Origin of the sequence: Plantactinospora mayteni, from assembly GCF_016862935.1 — a bacterium.
Lineage (GTDB): Bacteria > Actinomycetota > Actinomycetes > Mycobacteriales > Micromonosporaceae > Plantactinospora > Plantactinospora mayteni.
Genome location: NZ_BONX01000081.1, coordinates 1 through 18878, shown reverse-complemented (window position 1 = coordinate 18878; position 18878 = coordinate 1). Strand labels below are relative to the sequence as shown.

The following is an 18878-nucleotide window of genomic DNA, read 5'->3' as shown; positions in this document are numbered from 1 at the left end:
GGTGGCTAGATGGTGCCGAAGAAGCAACGTCGGGCTGTACTGTCGTGGGAGGATGTCGCCGCCGCGAGTGAGGAGCTTGCTCCAGAAGCCCGATCTTTGTTGCAGGAGATTGCTGGTGAGTTGGGTGCTGCCGGTACCTCTCAGGCGGAGGCTGCGGCCTCAAGAGGCCCCTGGTTCCTACGCAGCCTAGAAGTTCAGGGCCATGTCGGCATCGGCGTCACCCCATTGCGCCTCGAATTCCTTCCACGGCCGGGGATTGTGGTTGTGTCCGCGCGCAATGGCATTGGAAAGACGAGCGCCGCCGACGCCCTACGCCATGTGCTGAGCAACGGAGAGCCGCGGCGCTATCAACTTGCAGAAGCGAATCTGCACCATCCAGAGCGGCAGATTGCGGCAGTTGTGACCGATGGCGTGTCTGACGCCGAAATGACCTGTGGTGGTCAAGGACCTGTAAGCTGGAAAAACTCGGATGGATCGTCCGGTGCGATTCCCCCGGACTGGCGGGTTGCTTATGAAAAGTTCAGCCCGGTTCTGCTGTATCCAGAGATATCGCCTGTCATCGAGCAGCCCGGAGTACTACATACCTATTTATATGATGGTATACCCATTGATTTTCTAACGAACCTGCTCGCGCGAGTAGACAAGATCCGAACAGTCGGGCGGGCGGCGGATCGGAAGGTCGCGGAGGCGTACGACAGAGCCGTGACCGTCCTTAGTCGGGTTGGGATGGCCGCAACACTGGTATCCCGGATGCGAGAGTGCGGTGCTACGCCGACTCTTGAGGCAACTGCGGAGCTGAGGGCGGCTGTTGCTGAACTGCCGGCCTCAGCGCCGGCACAACCGAGTCTCGTGCCTGTGTGGGCCGTAGACGCCGGCTTAGTCGCTGAGTGTGTAAAGGCCGCGCGGCGGGTCGAACGCGCCCGTGCATCGATAGTCTCCGGAGCTGACGTTGTTCGGCGCGCTCTTGGGCAGCTACTGCACGAAACCCACACGTATCCCGAGACAGATTCTGCCGATGACATCTGCCCTGTCTGCGCGACGCCCGGCGTGCGGTGGCGTGACAGAGCTCAGCACACGGTTGCGGACCTCGACGCCGGCTTGGGCGAGTTGCGAGACGCCGAGCGGACTCTCAAGTCGCAGTTGCAGGCGCTCGCCTCGGCTTTCCCCAATCCGCTGTTGCCGGCGACTCGAACCGCGCTGCGGCACCCTGCTATCAAGGATGGCGATCCGTTCCTTGCTCGGTGGGACCGTCTCATTGATGAGGTCAAGGGCCTGATGAGCAACGCGACGCCCCAGCTTCTTGAGCACCTATGTACAGAGTCCAGGGCCATATCTGCCTGGTATAGTGGCAGTCGGACGGCATTGCTTGTCAACTACGAAGAGTCGCTGAATGAGCGCGTCCACGTACGGCAACAGGTTGAGTCGTGGCTTGCCACGCTGGAGACGCACCGCGTCGAGTGTGACAGGGGCATCCGTGCCGTCAAACTCGCCAAAGCTGTCGAACAATGGATCAGGGATGCGCGCGCGATGCTCTTCGAGCCGATTGCCGGTCGCGTTACCCAGCTCTGGACGGAGCTGAGCAACGATAGCGACGTCGTCATAACTGACATGCGGTTGTCGGGGGGCGTAAGGCAGGCTCGTAAGGTTGACATTGATATGACCGTCGGCGACGTGATTGTCAAGTCCGGACCGGACGCCCCGAACGTTTTGAGCACAGGCCAACGAAATGCCCTGATGCTGGCGACCTATCTACCGCGTGCCACGCAACCCGAAAGCCCTTTTAGGTTCCTGGTACTTGACGACCCGGTACATGCCTTCGACGCTTGGCGTGTCCGGTACCTAGCGCAACTGCTGGCCGCTCAGGCTGCTACCTACCAGATCATCGTGCTTAGCCATGACGAGCGGCTATGGCAGGAGTTACGAGCGATCGGCCAGTACGTACAGCACATTCGACTCGACCGGCCCCCGAATGAGGCCTCGACAGTACTGACGCGCGACATCACCTCTCCGGGTCTTGGGTACCTCGAAGACCTGGAGCGAGTGCTTGACGCTGAGCGAGAGGTGCCACTCGGTACTGACTCTGCAATCACCGCTATGACCCTTGCAATCTGTCGCCAGGCGTTAGATACCGAAGCCGGCCTCTACGTTGAGGTGCTCGGCCGCCGCGCTGGGCTTTCGGATGATGAGCTGCGGGCGGCAAGAGATCGTGCCGGTGACAGCCGCCAGCAGTTGCAGCTACTCAATGACTACGCCCAGAAGTTGGGGAGACAGCCAATAGACCTTGCGCTATACGACCGGACGATCGCGGATTTGAACAAGGGAGGTCACGGGCGTTCCCCGGAAAAGGCAAAGCCGCAGCGGCGAATGCAGTGGCTCAAGGAGACGCGTCGGATCATCAAAGCAATCCACAAGCTCGGGAACTAGCCATGACGAGCGGACGGTGGCAAGTTGCCGCTGTGGCGGATCTTCAGACAGCCTATGGGGCATGGCCCGGGACTCCCTATAAGAAGAGCTTCCTACTCGCCCTCATCCTTCGGGTGCGTGTGGAGCAGGTCGTTGAAGGGCTACCACCGACGGTCATAGCAGGCACTCCCGCCTCGAATAGGGTCAACCAACGGCTCATGTTGACGCTTGGTGAGCCGGGGTTGCGTCCGCAGGCCCAGGAGGCGCGTATGCAAGTAGTGCGGTCGGGGCTGGCCGTCTATAAACAAATCTGCGATGTTCTGCACGGACGTGTGCCCGATCCCTACATCCCCTTAGCAGACGTCCCAGCCTGGACGGCGGCGGTCGAGGCGCTTGAGCGGGAGTTTGCCCACGGGTGAGGAAGGTGTGCCTTCGGCGGCGCAGTGACTCAAGAACCCGCTCTGGTCAGCTCAAGTCGATGTCAGACGGTAGGTTCGGTAGTACATAACCCATGTGCACCATAATGTTTCGATGCTGCCGTAAGGTGTCGACGGCTCTGGCGAGGTCTCGTGCAAACAAATCCGTGCCTGCTTGGAGTGCGCGCTTTGACTCTTCATTCTGGTCATGCAGCGACGGCTCGGCCAATCGCTTCAGCTCTGTAATAGTCTGATCCCGGGTATATCGGTACCGCCGCACGAGTGCCTCGTGTCGCTCATATGCGTCGAAGACATCGCGTGCATGCTCCCATTCACGTATGGCCTCAGCAATGTCGGCTTCTTCGTCCGTCCCGAGCATCTTCCGCGCGGGCCGATGCTGGCCGGCGAACCAGCTAATGGCACTCCAGGTGTCCGTGTCATGTTCTGGCGCTGTAAATGTGTTGGGTCGTTTGCCGAGTGGATAGATAAGGAGAACGGGGGGTACATTGAGTGCCATGGCCAGCACAATCGCCTCGGTGACGGTGATGCCGCCGCGCCTTCCAGTCTCAATGTTGGCGATGATGTTCCGCGGGATAGGATGGCCAAGCCTTGCGCATCGATCAGCAAGTTGTTGGGCGCTAAGACTTCGTCGCTTTCGCCATGCCCGTATCTCACTGGCTACTGTACGGTTTGTTGCGGCACTCCAGTCCTCGGCAGCGTGTCGAGGAGGACTGGCATTACGTGGAGCGATTATGGCATGACTATCAGTGCTGTATCGCGATACTCGACCACGTGACTGTGTCATATTGACACAGTATACGGTTTCGCGTCGGGGCTCAACTCCGATCTGAAGCAGAAATCCTCAGAGTCGCTCCGTCGTGACGTTAGTAGCTGGTTGCGCCCTCGAGTGGCGGGGTGGGAGAATTCGAACGTGAACAGGGTGGACCGTCCGAATCGTGGGACGAGTTTCGGGGCGCGCTCAGGCGAGAGGCGGTTGACCAGTGCAAATGCATGATCGATTCGCTACCACCTCCGTTCCTGGCCCTGACGACGCTGGAATCCCGCTCTCCGGTGGGGCCTGTCTGTCCGCCCGGCGGCACTCTCCTGGCGACGACCGAGGAGGCACGTAATCGATCTTGGAGGCGCATCATCGCGAGGTCAGGTGGAAAACGCGGTGGCGTAGCAGTAAGATTATTCACTGCTACGCCACCGCCAACAAATGTCCCAACTCGTCAGAATCACTTTCCAGGGCGTTCTGACGAGTCCGAACTAGCCCGCTAGCGGGCGTACATACAGGCAGTTATCTCTGATGCACGACTGTGCACCGGAGCGCACTGTGCTGTATGTATGTAGCCACCGTACAGCAGTACGGCCGTCCTATGCCACATCCATGTGGCCCTGGGGCGGCTCGTACGTTGGTCTGGACGGTGCCGCCAGAGCGGGTGGCTGAGGAGCCACCATGTCTAATGAATCTCCCGACGACCAGCGGTTTCGTGGCGGCCAGGCCGTGCAACCTGTCGCGCCGAAACCCGACCTGAATACCCCGACCGACCCGTTCCAGAGGTGGGGACGGGCTGCCGAGTTGTCCCCGGTGCACGACCCCGACCTCGACGCGTTCCTGGAGCATCTGGACGAGCGTGATCGTGTCGACCCGGCCTGCCGTGATCACCTGTGGCCGCCGCTCGACGAGGACGACCCGAGGTGTGACCGGTGTTTCCTGCCGTACGACGAGTGGTCGGTCTAGTTCCGATGTAGCAGGGGTTGATGACGTTCGCCTAGTGGGAGACGTCATCAACCCCTGTCCGTTCGATGGTGCGGCAGATCGAGATGGAAGTGACGGGCACGCCTGCGGTGCGGCTACCTCGGTCACCGAGACATCTGGGCGTCCGTGGCTGGCGGCCACCTGCTTGGCCGGCCTCCTCTTCGTTGCTGTGGCCGGGCCCGCAAGACAGTCGGGCGCGAAGGAGAACCGAACCCTCTCGCGTCTGTGTTTCACGTACCGCACAGTACGAGGTGGGTCTGACGATAGTTCGCGGTCGTGGCGCCGCAAGCCGGACGCTTCACATCGAGATCCGTTGTCTGTCCGGGCGTTGCCCCGGCGGCGACGATCACGGGCGCCCACGGGACTGCGCGGGGTTGCGAGTTGTGGAAGGGGTAGCGCAGGCTGTGCCCGCCACTTTGACAGACAGCTATATTTTGTGTGCTCTCTGCATGTTGGTTCCGGGCGGCGGCCGAACAGGTGCGGGATCTCGCTCCGCTGGCGGGCGGACCGTTGCTGAAGACGGTCATGGAGGCCCCATGGGCGGGATGGCCTGTCCAGCCCGGAAACCTGCCCGCGTCAGGGGACCGGCGCTGGCTTGAAGTCGGTGAGTTCATGCATGGCAAGGGAGTGCTGTAGTGCTCGCCAATGGCACCGCAGGATCGGCACACCGGCTGGCGCTGTCCGATGCGCAGTGGGCACTGCTGGTCCGGGCGAGCGAGCTGCGGCCGCCGGGGTTCGAGTCGGAAGACCTGTCGGAGCCCTAGCTTCGGGAGGCTGCAGCCGAGCTCGCCGCGCGAGGGGTGGTGGCAGCCGATGCGGACGCTCCGCTGGCGTGGCGGCCGGTCGGGGCGGTGGTGGCGAACCTGGCGATGTTTGCGGGCGCGCAGGCGCTGGTGCAGCTGGAGGCGTCCGTCGAGGAGCGCGGGCTGCGGGCGGTGTTTGCGGTGGCCGGAGCCGCCGGAGCCGGCTTGGTGGCGCTGGCCGATGACGGTGTCGAGTTGTCGATGTTCGATTCGGTCCGGCTCGGTGCGGAGTTGGTGCGGGTGATGCCGGCGGCATCAGACCTTGCGGGGTCGGAGTCGGCGCGAATCGGCCGGGCGCTCGGCGGTGGCGCCAACCAACGGCCGTCCGGGCGGCTGCCCTTGACGGCGCTCGCCGAGTACGCGCCGGCCGCCGAGCCGGCGGGAGCAGCCGGTAAAGCAACAGGTGGTGTCGGCACTCGCTCTCTCCGCCGCAGAGGCGCGGCTTTCTGAGCAGCTGAACAGCCGTACCACTGGCGTGCTGCGGTGCGTGGTGAGCGGTCCTTCCGGTGACGGCCTCGGCCTGGCCCAGGTGGTGTGGTTAGCGACCGACGACGGCTGGATCGGAGCGCGGTCGGAGCCGGATTGGACGGGGCGGCGGATGGTGGCGCTGCGACCGGTCGCCCGGGAGGACATCGGGGTGTGGGTCGCCCCGTATCTGGCGCAACTCCTGGAGGGTACCGATGGGTAATCCCGGGTATCAGATGCATGGTGGCGTCGGCGGGACCGATGCTCGCTACGAGGACATCGGTCTGCTCGCGCAGCACAGCGAGGATCTGGCCGGCGACCTGGCGGCGGTCAGCGCCCAGGGGCACAGCATGCTGGTCGACCCGGGTTTGCTGGCCTCGGCGGTGCTTAATCCGGATGGGTTCGCGAAGATCGAGGCTGGACTGCTGCAAGCGCTGGACGGCCTGACCGCGCTGTCGTTGAGTTTCGGGGAGCGGGCGATTGCGCTGCACACTGTCGTTGCCTCCTACCAGGCGGTGGACGAGGCACAGGCGCGCACGATCGACACGTTGCGCTGGACTGCAGGGTACGGGCTCGGCGGCGCCCTGCAAGCCGGCGTGCTGGCACCGGGGTTGGCGCTGCCGCTGGTCGCGCCCGTCGGTATCGCCGGTGCCCTGGTCGGGGACGAGGTCGACTGGGAGCAATTGCTCACTGAGCATCCCGGCATCCTCGACAATCTGGTCGGGTTGGGGCCAGGGCTGATCAGCAGCCTGCCCGGCACGCCGATGGTCTCAGACGTCCCAGGGGCCGCGGACCTCATCGGGCAGCTCTACGAGGACGGCACACACTGTCGGCGTACGAGTGTGCGTCCCCAGGTAGGTACGGCTGAACGTGGCCAGTTCAGGCGACGTCGGCTTGGCCGTCGATGGCGGTGAGGCGGTTCTTTAGCCGGTAGCTGGGTCCGTTGATCGCGACCACGTCGCAGTGGTGCAGGAGGCGGTCGAGGATGGCGCTGGCGAGGACTTCGTCGCCGAAGACCTGGCCCCATTCGCCGAAGCTCTTGTTCGAGGTGAGCAGAGTCGAGCCCTTCTCGTAGCGCTTCGAGATCACTTGGAAGACGAGGTTGGCCTGGGTCCGTTCGAGGGGCTGGTAGCCGACCTCATCGATCACGAGGACGTTCGGCCGCAGGTAGGTGTGCAGCTTGCGGGCCAGGCGTCCGATGGCGTCGGCGGCGGTGAGGTGGCGGACCATGTCGTCGAGGCTGGTGAAGTAAACGGTGAATCCGGCTCGGCAGGCGGCGACGGCCAGGGCGACGGCAATGTGGGTCTTGCCGACTCCGGGCGGTCCGAGTAGGGCGACGTTGGCTTTGGCCTGCACGAACGCGAGAGTGGCCAGGTCCCGGATCTTGCGTGGGTCCAGCTCAGGCTGGAACGCGGAGCAAGCCGATCTGGAGCGGCGAGGACGGTCCCGGACAGGGGGCGCCGGGACTGCGCCGCGACTCACCGCTGCGCTGGCACCAGATGGCGTCGGCCACCCAGCACGTGGAAGGCCACGTCGCCGCCGTACTACGCAGGCCGAACGCCCCCAAACATGCCGTGCTCGTGGTGTCCGCACCACCGTGCGGCGGGCCGAAGGGATGCCACCGGCGACTGGCCGAGATGCTTCCCGAAGGCACCACGCTCGGGGTGTACGTTGCCGGTGACGACGGCACCACCACCTGGTGGGCGGACTACCACGGCAACGGAAGAGGAGTCGCATGAGTACCGGCTACACGGTCTACTGGGGCGCCGACAACACCGCCGCGGTATCCACGCCCGCCGACCTGGACGCCGTACTCGACCAGATCGCCACCGCGGCACCGCACATCGTTGACGTCGTGCCAGACGACAACGACGACCTTGGCCTGCAGATCGGTGTCGGGCACCCCGACCGCGCGGTGCTCCTCGTGTTCGGTGCCGAAGGCGGCTATGCCTACCAGCCCGACCTGCCGCCCTGGCCTGAGCCCATCGACTACGACCAAGGCGGCCAGCCCACGACCTACACACCGGAGCGGACCAGACTCACCCCGGCCACCGCCCGACGGGCAGCCCACCACTACCTCCTCACCGGTGCACCACCAGCCGACCTGCACCTCGACCCAGGTCAATGACGACCGACCCGCCCACAGAGCACCGACCGCCCGCCAGGTTCTGCGACGATCCGCATCACCAGCGGCGTACGTGCGGCTTGACCATCAGGTAGGCGAGTAGTCCTCGGTCTTTTGGCTAGGAGCATCCGTCCTGCGGATGAATGAACATGGACTCAACGTCTTGAGCCGTCACGCTTTGGCAGTCTCGACAGTTGAGAATGCGAGGTTGGAAGATGCACGTGCACGACCGGAGCCCGGGGCCGGCTGGCTGCCGACCCCGGACCGATCGGCTACCTCTTGCTGGCGTCCGGCAAAACGACCACGGCAAGACGTAGCAGGTGGGCGATGGTTCTGGCCATCACGGCAGGACCATCGCGCCCACCCGACTCCAGCACGTCCGCAGTCAGGTCAAGCACGACAGTGGCTGCCGTAGCCACCTCCTTCCAGACTGGCGCCGCTGGCTGCGGCGGGTCGGAGGGGCGTCTTTCCTCTTCATTCTCGGTCACGCGTAAACCGAGACGTGCGAAGCTGGCCGCCCCAGGCGCCCAACATCACAACGGGTGAAGCCCGATTCTGTTACTAGCAGCGGGCGTCGAAACGCGAAACTTGGTCGTCAAGCCCGCTTTGCCGGAAGGCGCACGCGCGAAAGAGCGCACAACGCTTGTCCGACGAGCAGTCCCGATCAACAAGACGACCCGGGAATCGGAGCGGGTCACCGAACCGCGCTGCGCAAACGACACGACCGTCTGCCGACATCAGCATGGGCTGGCTGGCCGGTCGCGCGAGACCTCGGACCAGAGGTGGGCCGTTCGCGGGATGCGGCCCGCCTGGACTGGGCGCGATTACCGGATCTGTGGTCCGGTCGGGTCGATGTGCATCTCGGTGATCACGGGGTCGCGTAGCCATCCGGACGGTTTGCCGTGTCCGGCGACTGTCATCGAGACGACGGGTGCTACTGGACGCAGTCCGTTCCTGCGCTTCGCACCGAGGTCGGCCGCGGACAGGATGTGGCGAAGCGTCGACGCCTGGCCCGGTTTGAGGCCCAGGGAGACTTCGCCGGCTGGTGTGAGATTGCCGTCGACGGGCCGGCTGACCCAGTATCGGTCGAGTTCTCCGGGGCCGCCCGGAATCCACGCGGTTACCCATACCCGCTGATGGTGGCGGATCTTGAACTTCTGCCAGGCGGTGGATCGGCCGGAGCGGTACAGCGAGTCGGCGTGTTTGACGACGATGCCTTCGAGGGATCGGCGTCTGGCGAAGTCGAGCACGGCCTGCGCCTGGCCGGGGTGCGTCTCCACGAGGACCAGCGCCGCGGTCAGCGGCAGCGTGTCGAGGACCTGGCGCCGTCCGGCCAACGCGGTCCCGCGCAGGTCCCGGCCGTCATGCCAGAGGGCGTCGAAGGCGTAGAACCGGGGCCGGGCGGGCAGCGGCAAGGACACGGGCCCGGCCGGCGCCGACGCCCAGCCGTCCGCGCAGCGCGGCGAAGTCCGGACAGCCGTCGCTGCCGGGGACGACGATCTCGCCGTCGAGGATGACGTCCGGCAGACCGGCGGCAGCGGCGATGATCTCCGGGAACTCGCTGTCGCACCGGCGTCCGTGGCGAGTTCTCAGGCACGCCACCCCATCGGTTACCCGCAGTTGGCCGCGGGCGCCGTCGTTCTCCAGACTCCGCCTGTCTCAGGAGACCCGTCCGGGTCACCAAGCACCGGTACCCCTGGGGCTCAACCAACGGCTCCGTTCGGCGTTCGGCCGGACCGTCCAACGTGCGGCCGGCGGCGGCGCCTGCCCTACCGGATGCGCTGCTTCCCGCGACGGCGCCCGACACAATGCTCGTCCGCGGACTCAGTACGGCGCGGGCCGCCGTACGTGTAGCGAGGGGTTGACCCTTCCCGGGATAGAATTCGTTCACTGGCGCCGAGCCCGGTGGGAGCAACGGTGATCGAACTCACGACGGTTGTCCGAGAACTGCGCGCGGAGTTGGAGGCGGCGGTCGTCGCCGCCGGCGGCGAGGCGTTTCGATTCGAACTCGGCCCCATCGAGCTGGAGCTGACGGTTGCGGTGACCAACGAGGCGAAGGGCTCCGCGAAGGTCCGCTTCTGGGTGGTCGACCTCGGCACCGACGCCGGACTGCACCGGGTGTCGACGCAACGGATCAAGCTGACCCTCCAGCCGAGGTTCAGCGGGTCGGCCGAGACGCCGTGGGTCTCTGGCGAGGCGGGCGATCGCGAGCGGTGATCGATCCGGCCCGCGTCGCGGAGATCATCGTCACGACCGCCGCAGGCGGCCGCCGGGGCTCGGGGTATCGGATCTCGGACACCGAGGTGCTCACCGCCGCCCATGTCGTCGGCGGCGGCAGCCGGATACTCGTCCGCTTCGATGCGGACACCGATCACGAGTGGACGCGCGAGGCTGCCGTCGTCCTGACAGCCGGCGGCGACGACGTGGCGATCCTGCGGATCGATGCAGGCGGCGGCATTCGCCGCAGCGAGTTCGCCGGCATACCCGCCGCCGATGCGATGGTCTCCTGCTCCACTGTTGGCTTCCCGCGCTGGAAGATCCGGGACGACGCCTCACGCCGGCTTCTCGACGGCAGTCCGTCACAGTACCGTGACACCTGTCATCTGACGGCCACGGTGGCGCTGCTGGCCAATCGCCGCGAGGCGACCCTCGAACTGGCGATCGCCACACCACCCGCCCCGGACCCGGATCCCGGCCGCTCACCGTGGGAGGGAATGTCCGGCGCCGCGGTGTTCCACGATGGCCGGATCGTAGGCATCGTCACCAGGCATCACCGCGGCGACGGGCTGGGCAGGCTGGCCGCCGGCCGAGCCGACGGGTGGACGGACCCGCAGCTGCGTGGGCTGATGGGCCCGCTGACGCAGGCCGTGCTCTCCGCCGGAGGCGCGCTCGCGCTCGCCGCCCAGCTGTCTTGGCTGCGCAGCATCGCACCGCCCACGCTCGAGGACCGCAGCGACGAGCTCGCCGAATTGATGCGGTTCTGCGGCGGTGACGAGCCCTATCTGCTGTGGCAAGGGCCGCCCTGGTCCGGTAAGACCGCCCTGCTGTCCTGGTTCGCCCTGCATCCGCCGGCCGGGACGCGCATCGTGTCCTTCTTCGTCACCTCCCGGCTCTCCGGCGAGTCGGACAGCGACGCCTTTCTGGCCTCGTCGATCGAACAGCTCGCGGCGATCGCCGGGGAGGAGCCGCTGTTTCCCGCGCAGCGATCGGCGCGCGTCGGGCACTACCTCCGGCTGCTGGAGACGGCCGGGCGCGCGATGCCACTCACGCTCGTCATCGACGGCCTCGACGAGGACACCGGGCGCCGGCCGAGCATCGCATCGCTGTTACCGCGCGAGGTTCCCGCCGGGGTGCAGATCGTGGTCGCCGGCCGCGAGTCGCCCGGTCTCCCAGCCGACGTCGCCGCCGGTCATCCGCTGCGCCGCTGCCGAACCGTGCGCCTGTCGCAGCCACGGCTCGCTCAGGACCTGGAGGCCGCCGCCAAGAGCGAACTGATCCGTCAGCTGGAGAGCGGTATCGAAGGCCAGCGGATCGTCGGACTGGTCACGGCCTCCGGCGGCAGCCTGACGGTCACCGACCTTGCCGACCTCGCTGAAAGTCCCCGCTGGGCGGTCGAAGAGCTGCTGGGTTCGGTGCTGGGCCGTTCGTTCACCTTCGTTTCGCAGATCGGCGAGGATCCGGTCTGTGCCTTCGCGCACGCCACACTCCAGGAGATCGCTGAGCGGATGCTGGGACCGTCGGTCAACCAGCTGCGGGCCACCGTCCTCGACGCCGCTGCGGACCGGTACCGGGCGGCGGGCTGGCCGGACGACACGCCGGACTACCTGCTGCGGTCCTACGGGCGGCTGCTGCTGCGTTACGCCGATCCGCAGCGGCTCGCCGAGTTCGCCGGCGATCCGGCACGCCACGACCTCATGCTGCGCCGCACGCGATCCGACTACGCGGCGACGATCGAGGTCACCGCCGCCGTAGACCTCTTGGCGGAAGCGGGGCTCCTCGCCGGGCTCGCCGCCGTCGCCGCCGAGCGGGACCGGATCGTGCACCGGGGAACCTCGGTTCCGGTGGATCTTCCCGCGGTGCTGGCCCGGCTCGGCGAGCCCGATCTCGGAGAGTCCCTGGCCCGAGCCGTCGGCAACGAGGTCATGCGGGCGTACGCCATCACCGAGCTGGCCGCCGCCGTGCCCGCCAGGGCGCAGGCGCTGCTCACAACGGCACTCGGGGTGACCCGATCGATCGCCGGTGACCGGGACCGGTTCGAGGCGCTGGCCACGATCGCCACCCACCCAGCGGTGCGGGACGACCCCGGGCAAACCGCCGCCATCCTCGCCGAAGCCGTGGGCCTGGCCCGGGAATCCGGCTCCACCGAGCTCGCCGGGCGCTGTGCCGTGCTGCTGGCCAAGGCGGGCCGGGCCACCGAGGCGCAGGAGGTCGCCGCATCCCTCGGCAGCGCTTGGGCGCAGGCCGAGGTGCTGGCGACCATCGCCGTGTACCTGACCGGCGACGAACGCGTCCGTCTCGCCGGAACCGCGGAACGCATCGCGATGTCCTTGACCGACGACGCGGAGCGGGTCTCGGCCCTCGCGGCGGTGGCGCAGGCGTGGTCCGGGGCCGACATCGGTGAAGCCGCCCGGGTGGCCGAGGCCTGCGCGGAGATCGCGGAATCACACCCGTATCTCACCCGCGCTGACTATGCACGTCCGAGAGAGTGGCGCGTCACGGCGAAATACAAGACGAGCCTCGCAATGACGTACGCGCACAACTTCGGCAGCGGCCTGCGCTGGGCCCAGGATCTCTTCGTCGACAGGGTCAAGAAGGCGGTCGCCGACGAGGAGCGGCTGCACGTCGACGCGATGGAGACGCTGGTGCGGACGATGATCTCGCAAGGCCTCGCGGACGAGGCGGTACAGACGGCCGGCGAGGCGTTCGACGAGGGGCGTGGCTACATCTTCTCGAACGTGGATCCAGAGAGCATCAGCGAAACGATGGCGATAGCGCTCGCTGAAGCGGGCGACACCGGCCTGGCCGAGCAGGCGGCACGCGCGCTTGCGGACCCGTTCCGGCGCGCGTCGGCGCTCGCCGCCACCGCGGCGGCACACCTCGACCGTGAGCGGCCGCAGGACGCGCGACGCCTCGCCGCCGAGGCGCTGACCATCGTGCAGGAAACCGAGGTCACCGACGGGCACGTGCTGCTCAGCCTGCTGGAAGCGCTCTGCGCTGCCGAGCCCGCATGGGTCCGGCTCCAGTGCCGGGAGCTGGCTCGGCGTCCCGGCGCCAGCGCGTTCGTGGACCGGATCGCCGCCGTCCAGGTGGCCGCGGGCGCATACGCCGACGCCGCGAAAATTGTGTGGTCCATACCGGACCGCTGGGAGCGGCACCTCGCGGTCGAGGCCGCCGTGTGGCATCTGGCTGAGGCCGGGCGGTTCAAGCAGGCCACACAGATGGCACGCAGGCTCAAGGCGAAGGCAGAGGCGGAGAACCTCAGAGGCGCTTGGTTCTTCGCCAGCAACTTCCTCGACGCCTGGAACGGCATGAAAGCAGCGATCAAGCACCGCGACGCCGCCGAGGCGATGCGCGTAACGACCGTTGCACTGGCTACCACGTCATCCGGCATCGACTCCCCGAGCCCGGGCGCGATCACCGTCTGGATACGACTGCTGGCACAGTCCAAACTTCTCGGCCATGCTGCCTGGATCGGCCCCACCCTCAGCGCCTTCTCCACCGACCGGGCCGCCCGGCTCGCGATCGTCACGGACGTCCTGATGGACACCGACCCCGCTACCGGGCTGCGCGTAGCGGACGAGGCGATCGGCGCCGCACGGTCGCAGGGCAGTGCACCTGCCCTGGCGACGATCGCGAAGGCGCTGGCACCCCACGCGCCCGGGCGTGCACGCGAACTCGTCGCGGAGGCGCTGAGCATGGCCGACGACGATCACATCCGCTATGACTGCGCACTGGCGCTCGGCCACGGGGGACAGCCGCAGGACGCCGACGACATGGCCGCAGCGATCACCCAGGCGGACCTGAGCGCACTCGCCCGCGGCAGGATCGCCGCCTGGGCCGCGAAGGACGCCCGGACTCACGCGACGGCCACCTGGATCGCCGTGAATCTCCTCGCCGGCGAGCACTGGCCGATGGCTCTCGAGGCGCTCGCTGCCCTGCACCCGGAGGCCGCCATCGCGCTCTACACCTCGCTGCTGCGGTGATGCGCCGCCCATCACCGCAACCCTCTCGACGAACTGCTCGTCACGCGTCCGCAGACGACGATCTTGGCAGCGCTGAGTGCGAGAGTTCGCCAGCCCGCTCACCGCCCGCCGGGGGCCAATACCTCGACGCCTGGATGACCACCGTGGACCTGCTGCCCCGCCGGCGATCTGACAGCGTCGATCACCGCAGCGCTGCCTCCGGGGGGTGTCGAGGTCGCGGAGTCCCGCTTGGTGCTGCCTCGGCGGGGGGTGTCCCTAGGGGTTTCGTCAAGCGGCAGGGCGGGCTTGGTAGGTGGTCTTGTCGCGGAGCATGGCGTGGAGGACGTCGACGCGGCGTCGGGCGAGGCAGATGAGGGCGGCGTTGTGTTTCTTGCCTTCGGCGCGTTTGCGGTTGTAGTAGGCGCGGCTGGCGGGGTCGGCCAGGGCGGCGAACGCGGCGAGGAAGAATGCGCGTTTGAGTTGCTTGTTGCCGCCCTTGGGTGGGTGCTCGCCCCGGATGCTGCTGCCTGAGCGGCGGGTGATGGGGGCGAGGCCGGCGTAGGCGGCGAGGTGTCCTGGGCTGGCGAACGTGGTGCCGTCGCCGACTTCGAGGAGGATCCGGGCTGCGGTCCTGACCCCGATGCCGGGCATCGAGGTCAGGACCCCGGCGAGAGGGTGGGCATCAAGCACCCCTTCGACCTCGGCGGCGACCTGGTCGCGTTGGCGCAGCACGTCGCGCAGTGTGTCGGCCAGGCGGGGCAGGATCGTCTCCGCGGCCGTGGCGCCGGGAACGGTGACGGTCTGCTCGTCCAGGGCGGCCAGGACCGCGTCGACGAGTTTGTCGCCCATGCGGGGCGCGCGGGAGACGGCGATCGAGGTCAGTTTCCGGCGGCCGGCTTTGCGTAGCCCTACTGATCCGCCGCAGCGCGACAGCAGTTCCAACACGGCCGGGTGGGCGATCTTCGGGCCGAGGACACGTTCCAGGGCGGGGTGGATCTGGGTCAGCAGGCCCCGTTCAGCAACGGTGCAACCTCGGTGTCCAGGTGCTGCACCAACCATGACAGGGCGTACCCACCGCCAAGAATATGGTCAAGCTGCGCAAACTCGGTTCGGGCCTGCCAGAGCCGGTTGACGTCGGCAGCGGTGACAACCCGGGTACCGATCGCGCGAGCGACCGAGGCAGCGGGGGGCATGTCACGCCAGTCGAGAGCGGCCTCCACGGCCAGGGCGGTGACAAAGACATCTTGCAGGAATCGGCGGCGCTGCACGCTGACGCTCCATAACTCGGTGACCGCAGCAACGCTATCGGCTGGGCTCGTGGGGATGGCGCAACTGCGCCTGATCATGTCGCCGTGGTGAAATCCGACAGAATCCGCTCGACCTCATCGCGGCCCGGCGCCCCGGCGAGCCTCCAGTTCAGCGGGACTCCGGATCTGGGGCATTGACGCGATCGATCGACGTCACATCCCCTGCAGGCAAGATGCCGAACGCGCGCAGCATCATCCCTGCGGCGCCGGCCGCCATGCCCGCGCGGCCCGTGCCGGCTGGCAGTTCGGGGTGGAAGCCGCGTTCGCGCAGTAGGCCGGCTACCTCGCTGACGAGCTGGTTGGGGTCGTACTTCTCCAGTTGCTCACCCCGCTCGTGCGCGCGGCGCAGCATGGCGCTCGCATCCATGTCCTCGCGGTCGATGGTCGGAACAAACATCACCAACGCTCCCCTGTGATTCGCTCGTAGACCTCGATGTATCGTGCCCGTGTCGCCTCGACGATCTCCTCGGGCACGTTCGGCGCCGGCGGCTTCTTATCCCAGCCTGTTCCGGCGGCCCAGTCCCGTACGAACTGCTTGTCGAATGCGAACTGCGGGCGGCCTGGCTTCCAGTCGTCGGCCGGCCAGAACCGTGACGAGTCCGACGTCAGCAACTCGTCGCCTAGGACCAGGGTGCCGTCTGGCGCCCACCCGAACTCCAACTTGGTGTCGGCGATGACGACGCCTTGCTCAGCGGCGATGGCGGCGCCGCGCCGGTAGACCTCTAGGGTGATCCGACGCAGGTCGGCCGCGACATCGGCCCCGACATCGCTCACCACGTCATCGAAGGTGATGAACTCGTCGTGTACGCCCACCCCTGGCGCGGATTTTGTGGTTGGCGTGAAGATCGGCTGAGGTAGTCGAGAGCCCTCCAAGAGGCCGGTCGGCAGCGGGACGCCCGACACCGCGCCGCTCGCTTCGTACTCTCGCAGGCCGAGGCCGGCTAGGTATCCGCGCGCGATGCACTCGACTTCGATCATCTTTAGGCGTCGGCACCGCACTGCCCGGCCGGCCCACTCCGCTGGCACATCGGTGCCGGAGACGATGTGGTTGGGTACTAGATCAGAGAGTTTGTCGAACCACCACAGCGATAGCTGTGTCAGGATCTTGCCCTTGTCGGGGATCGGCGTCGGTAGGACGACGTCGTACACCGACACCCGGTCGGATGCCACGAGGATCACGTCCTCCCCGTCGACGTAGACGTCCCTGACCTTGCCTGAGTGCACTAGCTCCACGGTTCTCCCTGCGGTGACGCTCCTGGCCTGCGGCGCATCTGGTGAGATGCCACCCGTAGAGTGATGTTATAGAACGCGGAACGTGAACGGAGGGTCAGTGTCGCCACAAGTGCAACGGCCGTTGCCGCCGTATCAGCAGATCACGCAGCACTTCAGGGATCTGATCCGGAGCGGTGAGTTGCGGGACGGCGACCGGCTTCCCTCGGCGCGTCAGCTGGTCGAGCAGTGGGGTGTGGCGCATGCCACAGCCGCCAAGGTGCTGGCCACTCTCCGGGCTGAGGGTCTGGTGAAGACCACGTCGGGTGGCGCGGGCGGGACCGTGGTCAACGTTCAGGACGTCGGGCGATCACCCCGCGACCGGGCGCTTTCGGCTCGCAGGCGGGGCCGGATCTACCCGCCAGGGGAGCACGCCCGCATCGTGTCCGCCGAGTTGGTCGACGCACCCGAGCACGTGGCCGCAGCGCTCGGCGTCGAGTCCGGCTCGCCCGTGATCCGGCGGCACCGAGTGACGTACCGGGAGGAGATTCCGGTGTCCGCGTCGACCAGCTGGTACCCCGGCGCGCTGGCCGAGGTGGCTCCTGGTCTGCTGTCCACCGATCGGCTCAAGCAGGGCACCCCTGGCTACATCGAACAGCAGACCGGCCGCGTGGCACGTCACGGACGCGACCAGTTCACTGCCGCGCTGGCCGACGCTGCCGTCGCTGCGGACCTCGGAGTCGGTGAGGGCAGCCCGGTCCTGTTCGGGCGCAACTGGTTCCGGGACGGCGACGACGAGGTGCTGGAGTACGGCGAGTACGTCTGCACGCCTGAGCGCTGGCAGACATACGAGTACGAGCTGGACTAACCTCATCGTGATGGTCGAGGCGACGTTGATCGGTTACGAGCTGATCGAGCCCTGCGCTGCGTGCGGGGCGTAGACGGCTGGCGTGGTCACCGAGGCGGTCGACGGGGACCGGCTTGCCTGGACGGTCTCGACGCGGTGCAGCGGCTGCGACGCCGCTACGGAGCTATGTGGTTGGGGCGAGATGCCCGCCATCGTACGGAAAGCGCTCGTCGCCCGCGCTGGCTTGGTCCGACTGCGAGTCGAACCGGTTGCCGCCGGCCCGCTCAGGGTTCGTCTGCTCAGTGTGTTCCGCAAGCGAGGGGCGACGATCGATGAGGCAAGCAGCGCGATCACCGCGCTCATCACTACTGGCATCCTCGGTACACAGGCTGAGATGAGGCTGCTCGCTGAGCATCTGACTGCTGCGGGCGCGACCGTCTCCCGGGAGCCACACCCCAGCAGCCGGTGAGTATGCGAGGTGCCAGTCGATGCGCCAATCGCGGCATGTGCGGACGTCCATGGCGACCGACAGGAGGCCGTCCCGAGGGCCATCAGAGATCGCGGCTACCCGTCAGTGTTCAGACTGTCGCGGCCACGTCCAAGCGGGAACCTCACGGATCGGATGCAGCTGGTCATCGGTCTCGGCGTGCGAGTTCTGCTGGGCAACACGGGAGCCGAACTCGAGGTGCTCGACAACGGCCGCGCGGAAAGCGTCGTCGTCCGGTAGACCAGCTTCATCGATCGCTTCTAGGTAAAGGGCGACGAACCGTTCCCGCTGCTCGTCGGTGATCTTCAGGTGGCGGTGGACGTCGATGATGTACTGAAATCCCAGGCCGGTGGTGAACCTGTCGGGGCCGCCGAAGGACTCGGCGGTAAACCACGTGAGGTGTTCGACATGGCTCAGCTGCCGAGCGGGGAACACGCTGCGTAGAACGGGATCGGCGAGGACTTTGGTGTAGAACAGTTCTTCCAGGCGATGCAGCGCCTCGTCGCCGCCGGCGAATTGGTACAGGGTGGTCATTTCCTCGTCCTCCACAGCCTGGACTGAGCGATGGGTGTGCTCCCCAAAGATCCGGCTGCTGCGACCGTACCTTGTTCTGACGAGCGTGGTCGACTAGCCAGGCGAAGCAGCAACGTCATCAGCATGGCCAGATGCCCTCGCTCTAGGCGGGCCACGGTCAGCAGCTACCTGACCGCCTATACGAGCTCGCTGCCGAGCACGCCGCAGCCATGCCACGTTGACCCACAGTCCCGGCAGATCGCACCTCCGGGTGGCCCTCGGGCCGCCCCAGCTGAACATCCGCTCATCGTCCGGATGCAGGCCCCCGTGCCATCCGGGCTACCGTCCGTGACGAGCAC

General features: G+C 66.9%; 18 protein-coding genes and 1 pseudogene. 11 read left to right on the top strand and 8 right to left on the bottom strand.

Annotated elements, in window-relative coordinates:
* The first annotated feature begins 9 nt into the window (after positions 1-9).
* Entirely contained in the window at positions 10-2424 is a 2415-nt protein-coding gene (locus Pma05_RS40960; protein ID WP_203862934.1) for an AAA family ATPase, read from the top strand.
* 444 nt (positions 2425-2868) lie between these two features.
* Here the strand turns inward: Pma05_RS40960 and Pma05_RS44245 are convergent, their stop codons facing one another.
* Positions 2869-3624, bottom strand: a complete 756-nt coding sequence (locus tag Pma05_RS44245) for a helix-turn-helix transcriptional regulator (protein ID WP_344921071.1) — start codon at positions 3622-3624, stop codon at positions 2869-2871.
* 654 nt (positions 3625-4278) lie between these two features.
* Between Pma05_RS44245 and Pma05_RS40950 the strand changes: the two genes are divergently transcribed.
* From Pma05_RS40950 to Pma05_RS40935, 5 genes are all read left to right on the top strand, one after another.
* Positions 4279-4563, top strand: coding sequence for a hypothetical protein (locus Pma05_RS40950; protein WP_203862932.1), 285 nt, complete (start codon positions 4279-4281; stop codon positions 4561-4563).
* A gap of 653 nt (positions 4564-5216) precedes the next feature.
* Positions 5217-5345: a hypothetical protein gene (locus Pma05_RS43700; protein ID WP_275414829.1), complete on the top strand. Its 129-nt coding sequence runs from the start codon at positions 5217-5219 to the stop codon at positions 5343-5345.
* Positions 5346-5384: 39 nt separating this feature from the next.
* Entirely contained in the window at positions 5385-5834 is a 450-nt protein-coding gene (locus Pma05_RS40945) for a hypothetical protein (protein WP_203862931.1), read from the top strand.
* Between the two features lie 40 nt (positions 5835-5874).
* Positions 5875-6072, top strand: coding sequence for a hypothetical protein (locus Pma05_RS40940; RefSeq protein ID WP_203862930.1), 198 nt, complete (start codon positions 5875-5877; stop codon positions 6070-6072).
* Positions 6065-6763, top strand: a complete 699-nt coding sequence (locus tag Pma05_RS40935; RefSeq protein WP_203862929.1) for a hypothetical protein — start codon at positions 6065-6067, stop codon at positions 6761-6763. Before Pma05_RS40940 ends, Pma05_RS40935 begins: the two co-directional genes overlap by 8 nt.
* Here the strand turns inward: Pma05_RS40935 and istB are convergent.
* Positions 6729-7205 (bottom strand): IS21-like element helper ATPase IstB, encoded by a 477-nt coding sequence (gene istB, locus Pma05_RS40930; RefSeq protein WP_307837038.1) that lies wholly within the window; start codon positions 7203-7205, stop codon positions 6729-6731. The two genes, Pma05_RS40935 and istB, sit on opposite strands and share 35 nt — an antisense overlap.
* A gap of 32 nt (positions 7206-7237) precedes the next feature.
* Between istB and Pma05_RS40925 the strand changes: the two genes are divergently transcribed.
* Both Pma05_RS40925 and Pma05_RS40920 read left to right on the top strand, forming a co-directional pair.
* Entirely contained in the window at positions 7238-7588 is a 351-nt protein-coding gene (locus Pma05_RS40925) for a DddA-like double-stranded DNA deaminase toxin (RefSeq protein WP_203862928.1), read from the top strand.
* Entirely contained in the window at positions 7585-7977 is a 393-nt protein-coding gene (locus Pma05_RS40920; RefSeq protein WP_203862927.1) for an Imm1 family immunity protein, read from the top strand. Before Pma05_RS40925 ends, Pma05_RS40920 begins: the two co-directional genes overlap by 4 nt.
* Before the next feature lie 821 nt (positions 7978-8798).
* Here Pma05_RS40920 and Pma05_RS40915 read toward each other — a convergent pair.
* The gene (locus tag Pma05_RS40915; protein ID WP_203862926.1) at positions 8799-9395 is read right to left on the bottom strand and encodes an ATP-dependent DNA ligase; all 597 of its coding nucleotides are present in this window, start codon (positions 9393-9395) and stop codon (positions 8799-8801) included.
* 496 nt (positions 9396-9891) lie between these two features.
* On the opposite strand from Pma05_RS40915, the gene Pma05_RS40910 reads away from it, so the two are divergent.
* Entirely contained in the window at positions 9892-10191 is a 300-nt protein-coding gene (locus tag Pma05_RS40910; RefSeq protein ID WP_203862925.1) for a trypco2 family protein, read from the top strand.
* The gene (locus tag Pma05_RS40905; RefSeq protein WP_203862924.1) at positions 10188-14177 is read left to right on the top strand and encodes a S1 family peptidase; all 3990 of its coding nucleotides are present in this window, start codon (positions 10188-10190) and stop codon (positions 14175-14177) included. The genes Pma05_RS40910 and Pma05_RS40905 overlap by 4 nt, the downstream gene beginning before the upstream one ends.
* 267 nt (positions 14178-14444) lie before the next feature.
* Here the strand turns inward: Pma05_RS40905 and Pma05_RS40900 are convergent.
* The 4 genes and pseudogenes from Pma05_RS40900 to Pma05_RS40885 form a co-directional block, all read right to left on the bottom strand.
* Positions 14445-15170: pseudogene (locus tag Pma05_RS40900) on the bottom strand (transposase); the annotation flags it as partial.
* Positions 15158-15502: a hypothetical protein gene (locus Pma05_RS40895; protein ID WP_203862923.1), complete on the bottom strand. Its 345-nt coding sequence runs from the start codon at positions 15500-15502 to the stop codon at positions 15158-15160. The gene Pma05_RS40895 and the pseudogene Pma05_RS40900, both read right to left, overlap by 13 nt.
* A 70-nt stretch (positions 15503-15572) precedes the next feature.
* The gene (locus tag Pma05_RS40890) at positions 15573-15863 is read right to left on the bottom strand and encodes a hypothetical protein (RefSeq protein ID WP_203862922.1); all 291 of its coding nucleotides are present in this window, start codon (positions 15861-15863) and stop codon (positions 15573-15575) included.
* A complete protein-coding gene (locus tag Pma05_RS40885; protein WP_203862921.1) occupies positions 15860-16696 on the bottom strand; it encodes a phosphoribosylaminoimidazolesuccinocarboxamide synthase in 837 nt (278 codons plus the stop codon). The genes Pma05_RS40890 and Pma05_RS40885 overlap by 4 nt, the downstream gene beginning before the upstream one ends.
* A gap of 97 nt (positions 16697-16793) precedes the next feature.
* Here Pma05_RS40885 and Pma05_RS40880 point away from each other — a divergent pair, with 97 nt between their 5' ends.
* The gene (locus Pma05_RS40880; protein ID WP_203862920.1) at positions 16794-17540 is read left to right on the top strand and encodes a GntR family transcriptional regulator; all 747 of its coding nucleotides are present in this window, start codon (positions 16794-16796) and stop codon (positions 17538-17540) included.
* Positions 17541-18090: 550 nt separating this feature from the next.
* Here Pma05_RS40880 and Pma05_RS40875 read toward each other — a convergent pair.
* Positions 18091-18540, bottom strand: a complete 450-nt coding sequence (locus Pma05_RS40875; protein ID WP_203862919.1) for a group II truncated hemoglobin — start codon at positions 18538-18540, stop codon at positions 18091-18093.
* Between the last annotated feature and the right edge of the window lie 338 nt (positions 18541-18878).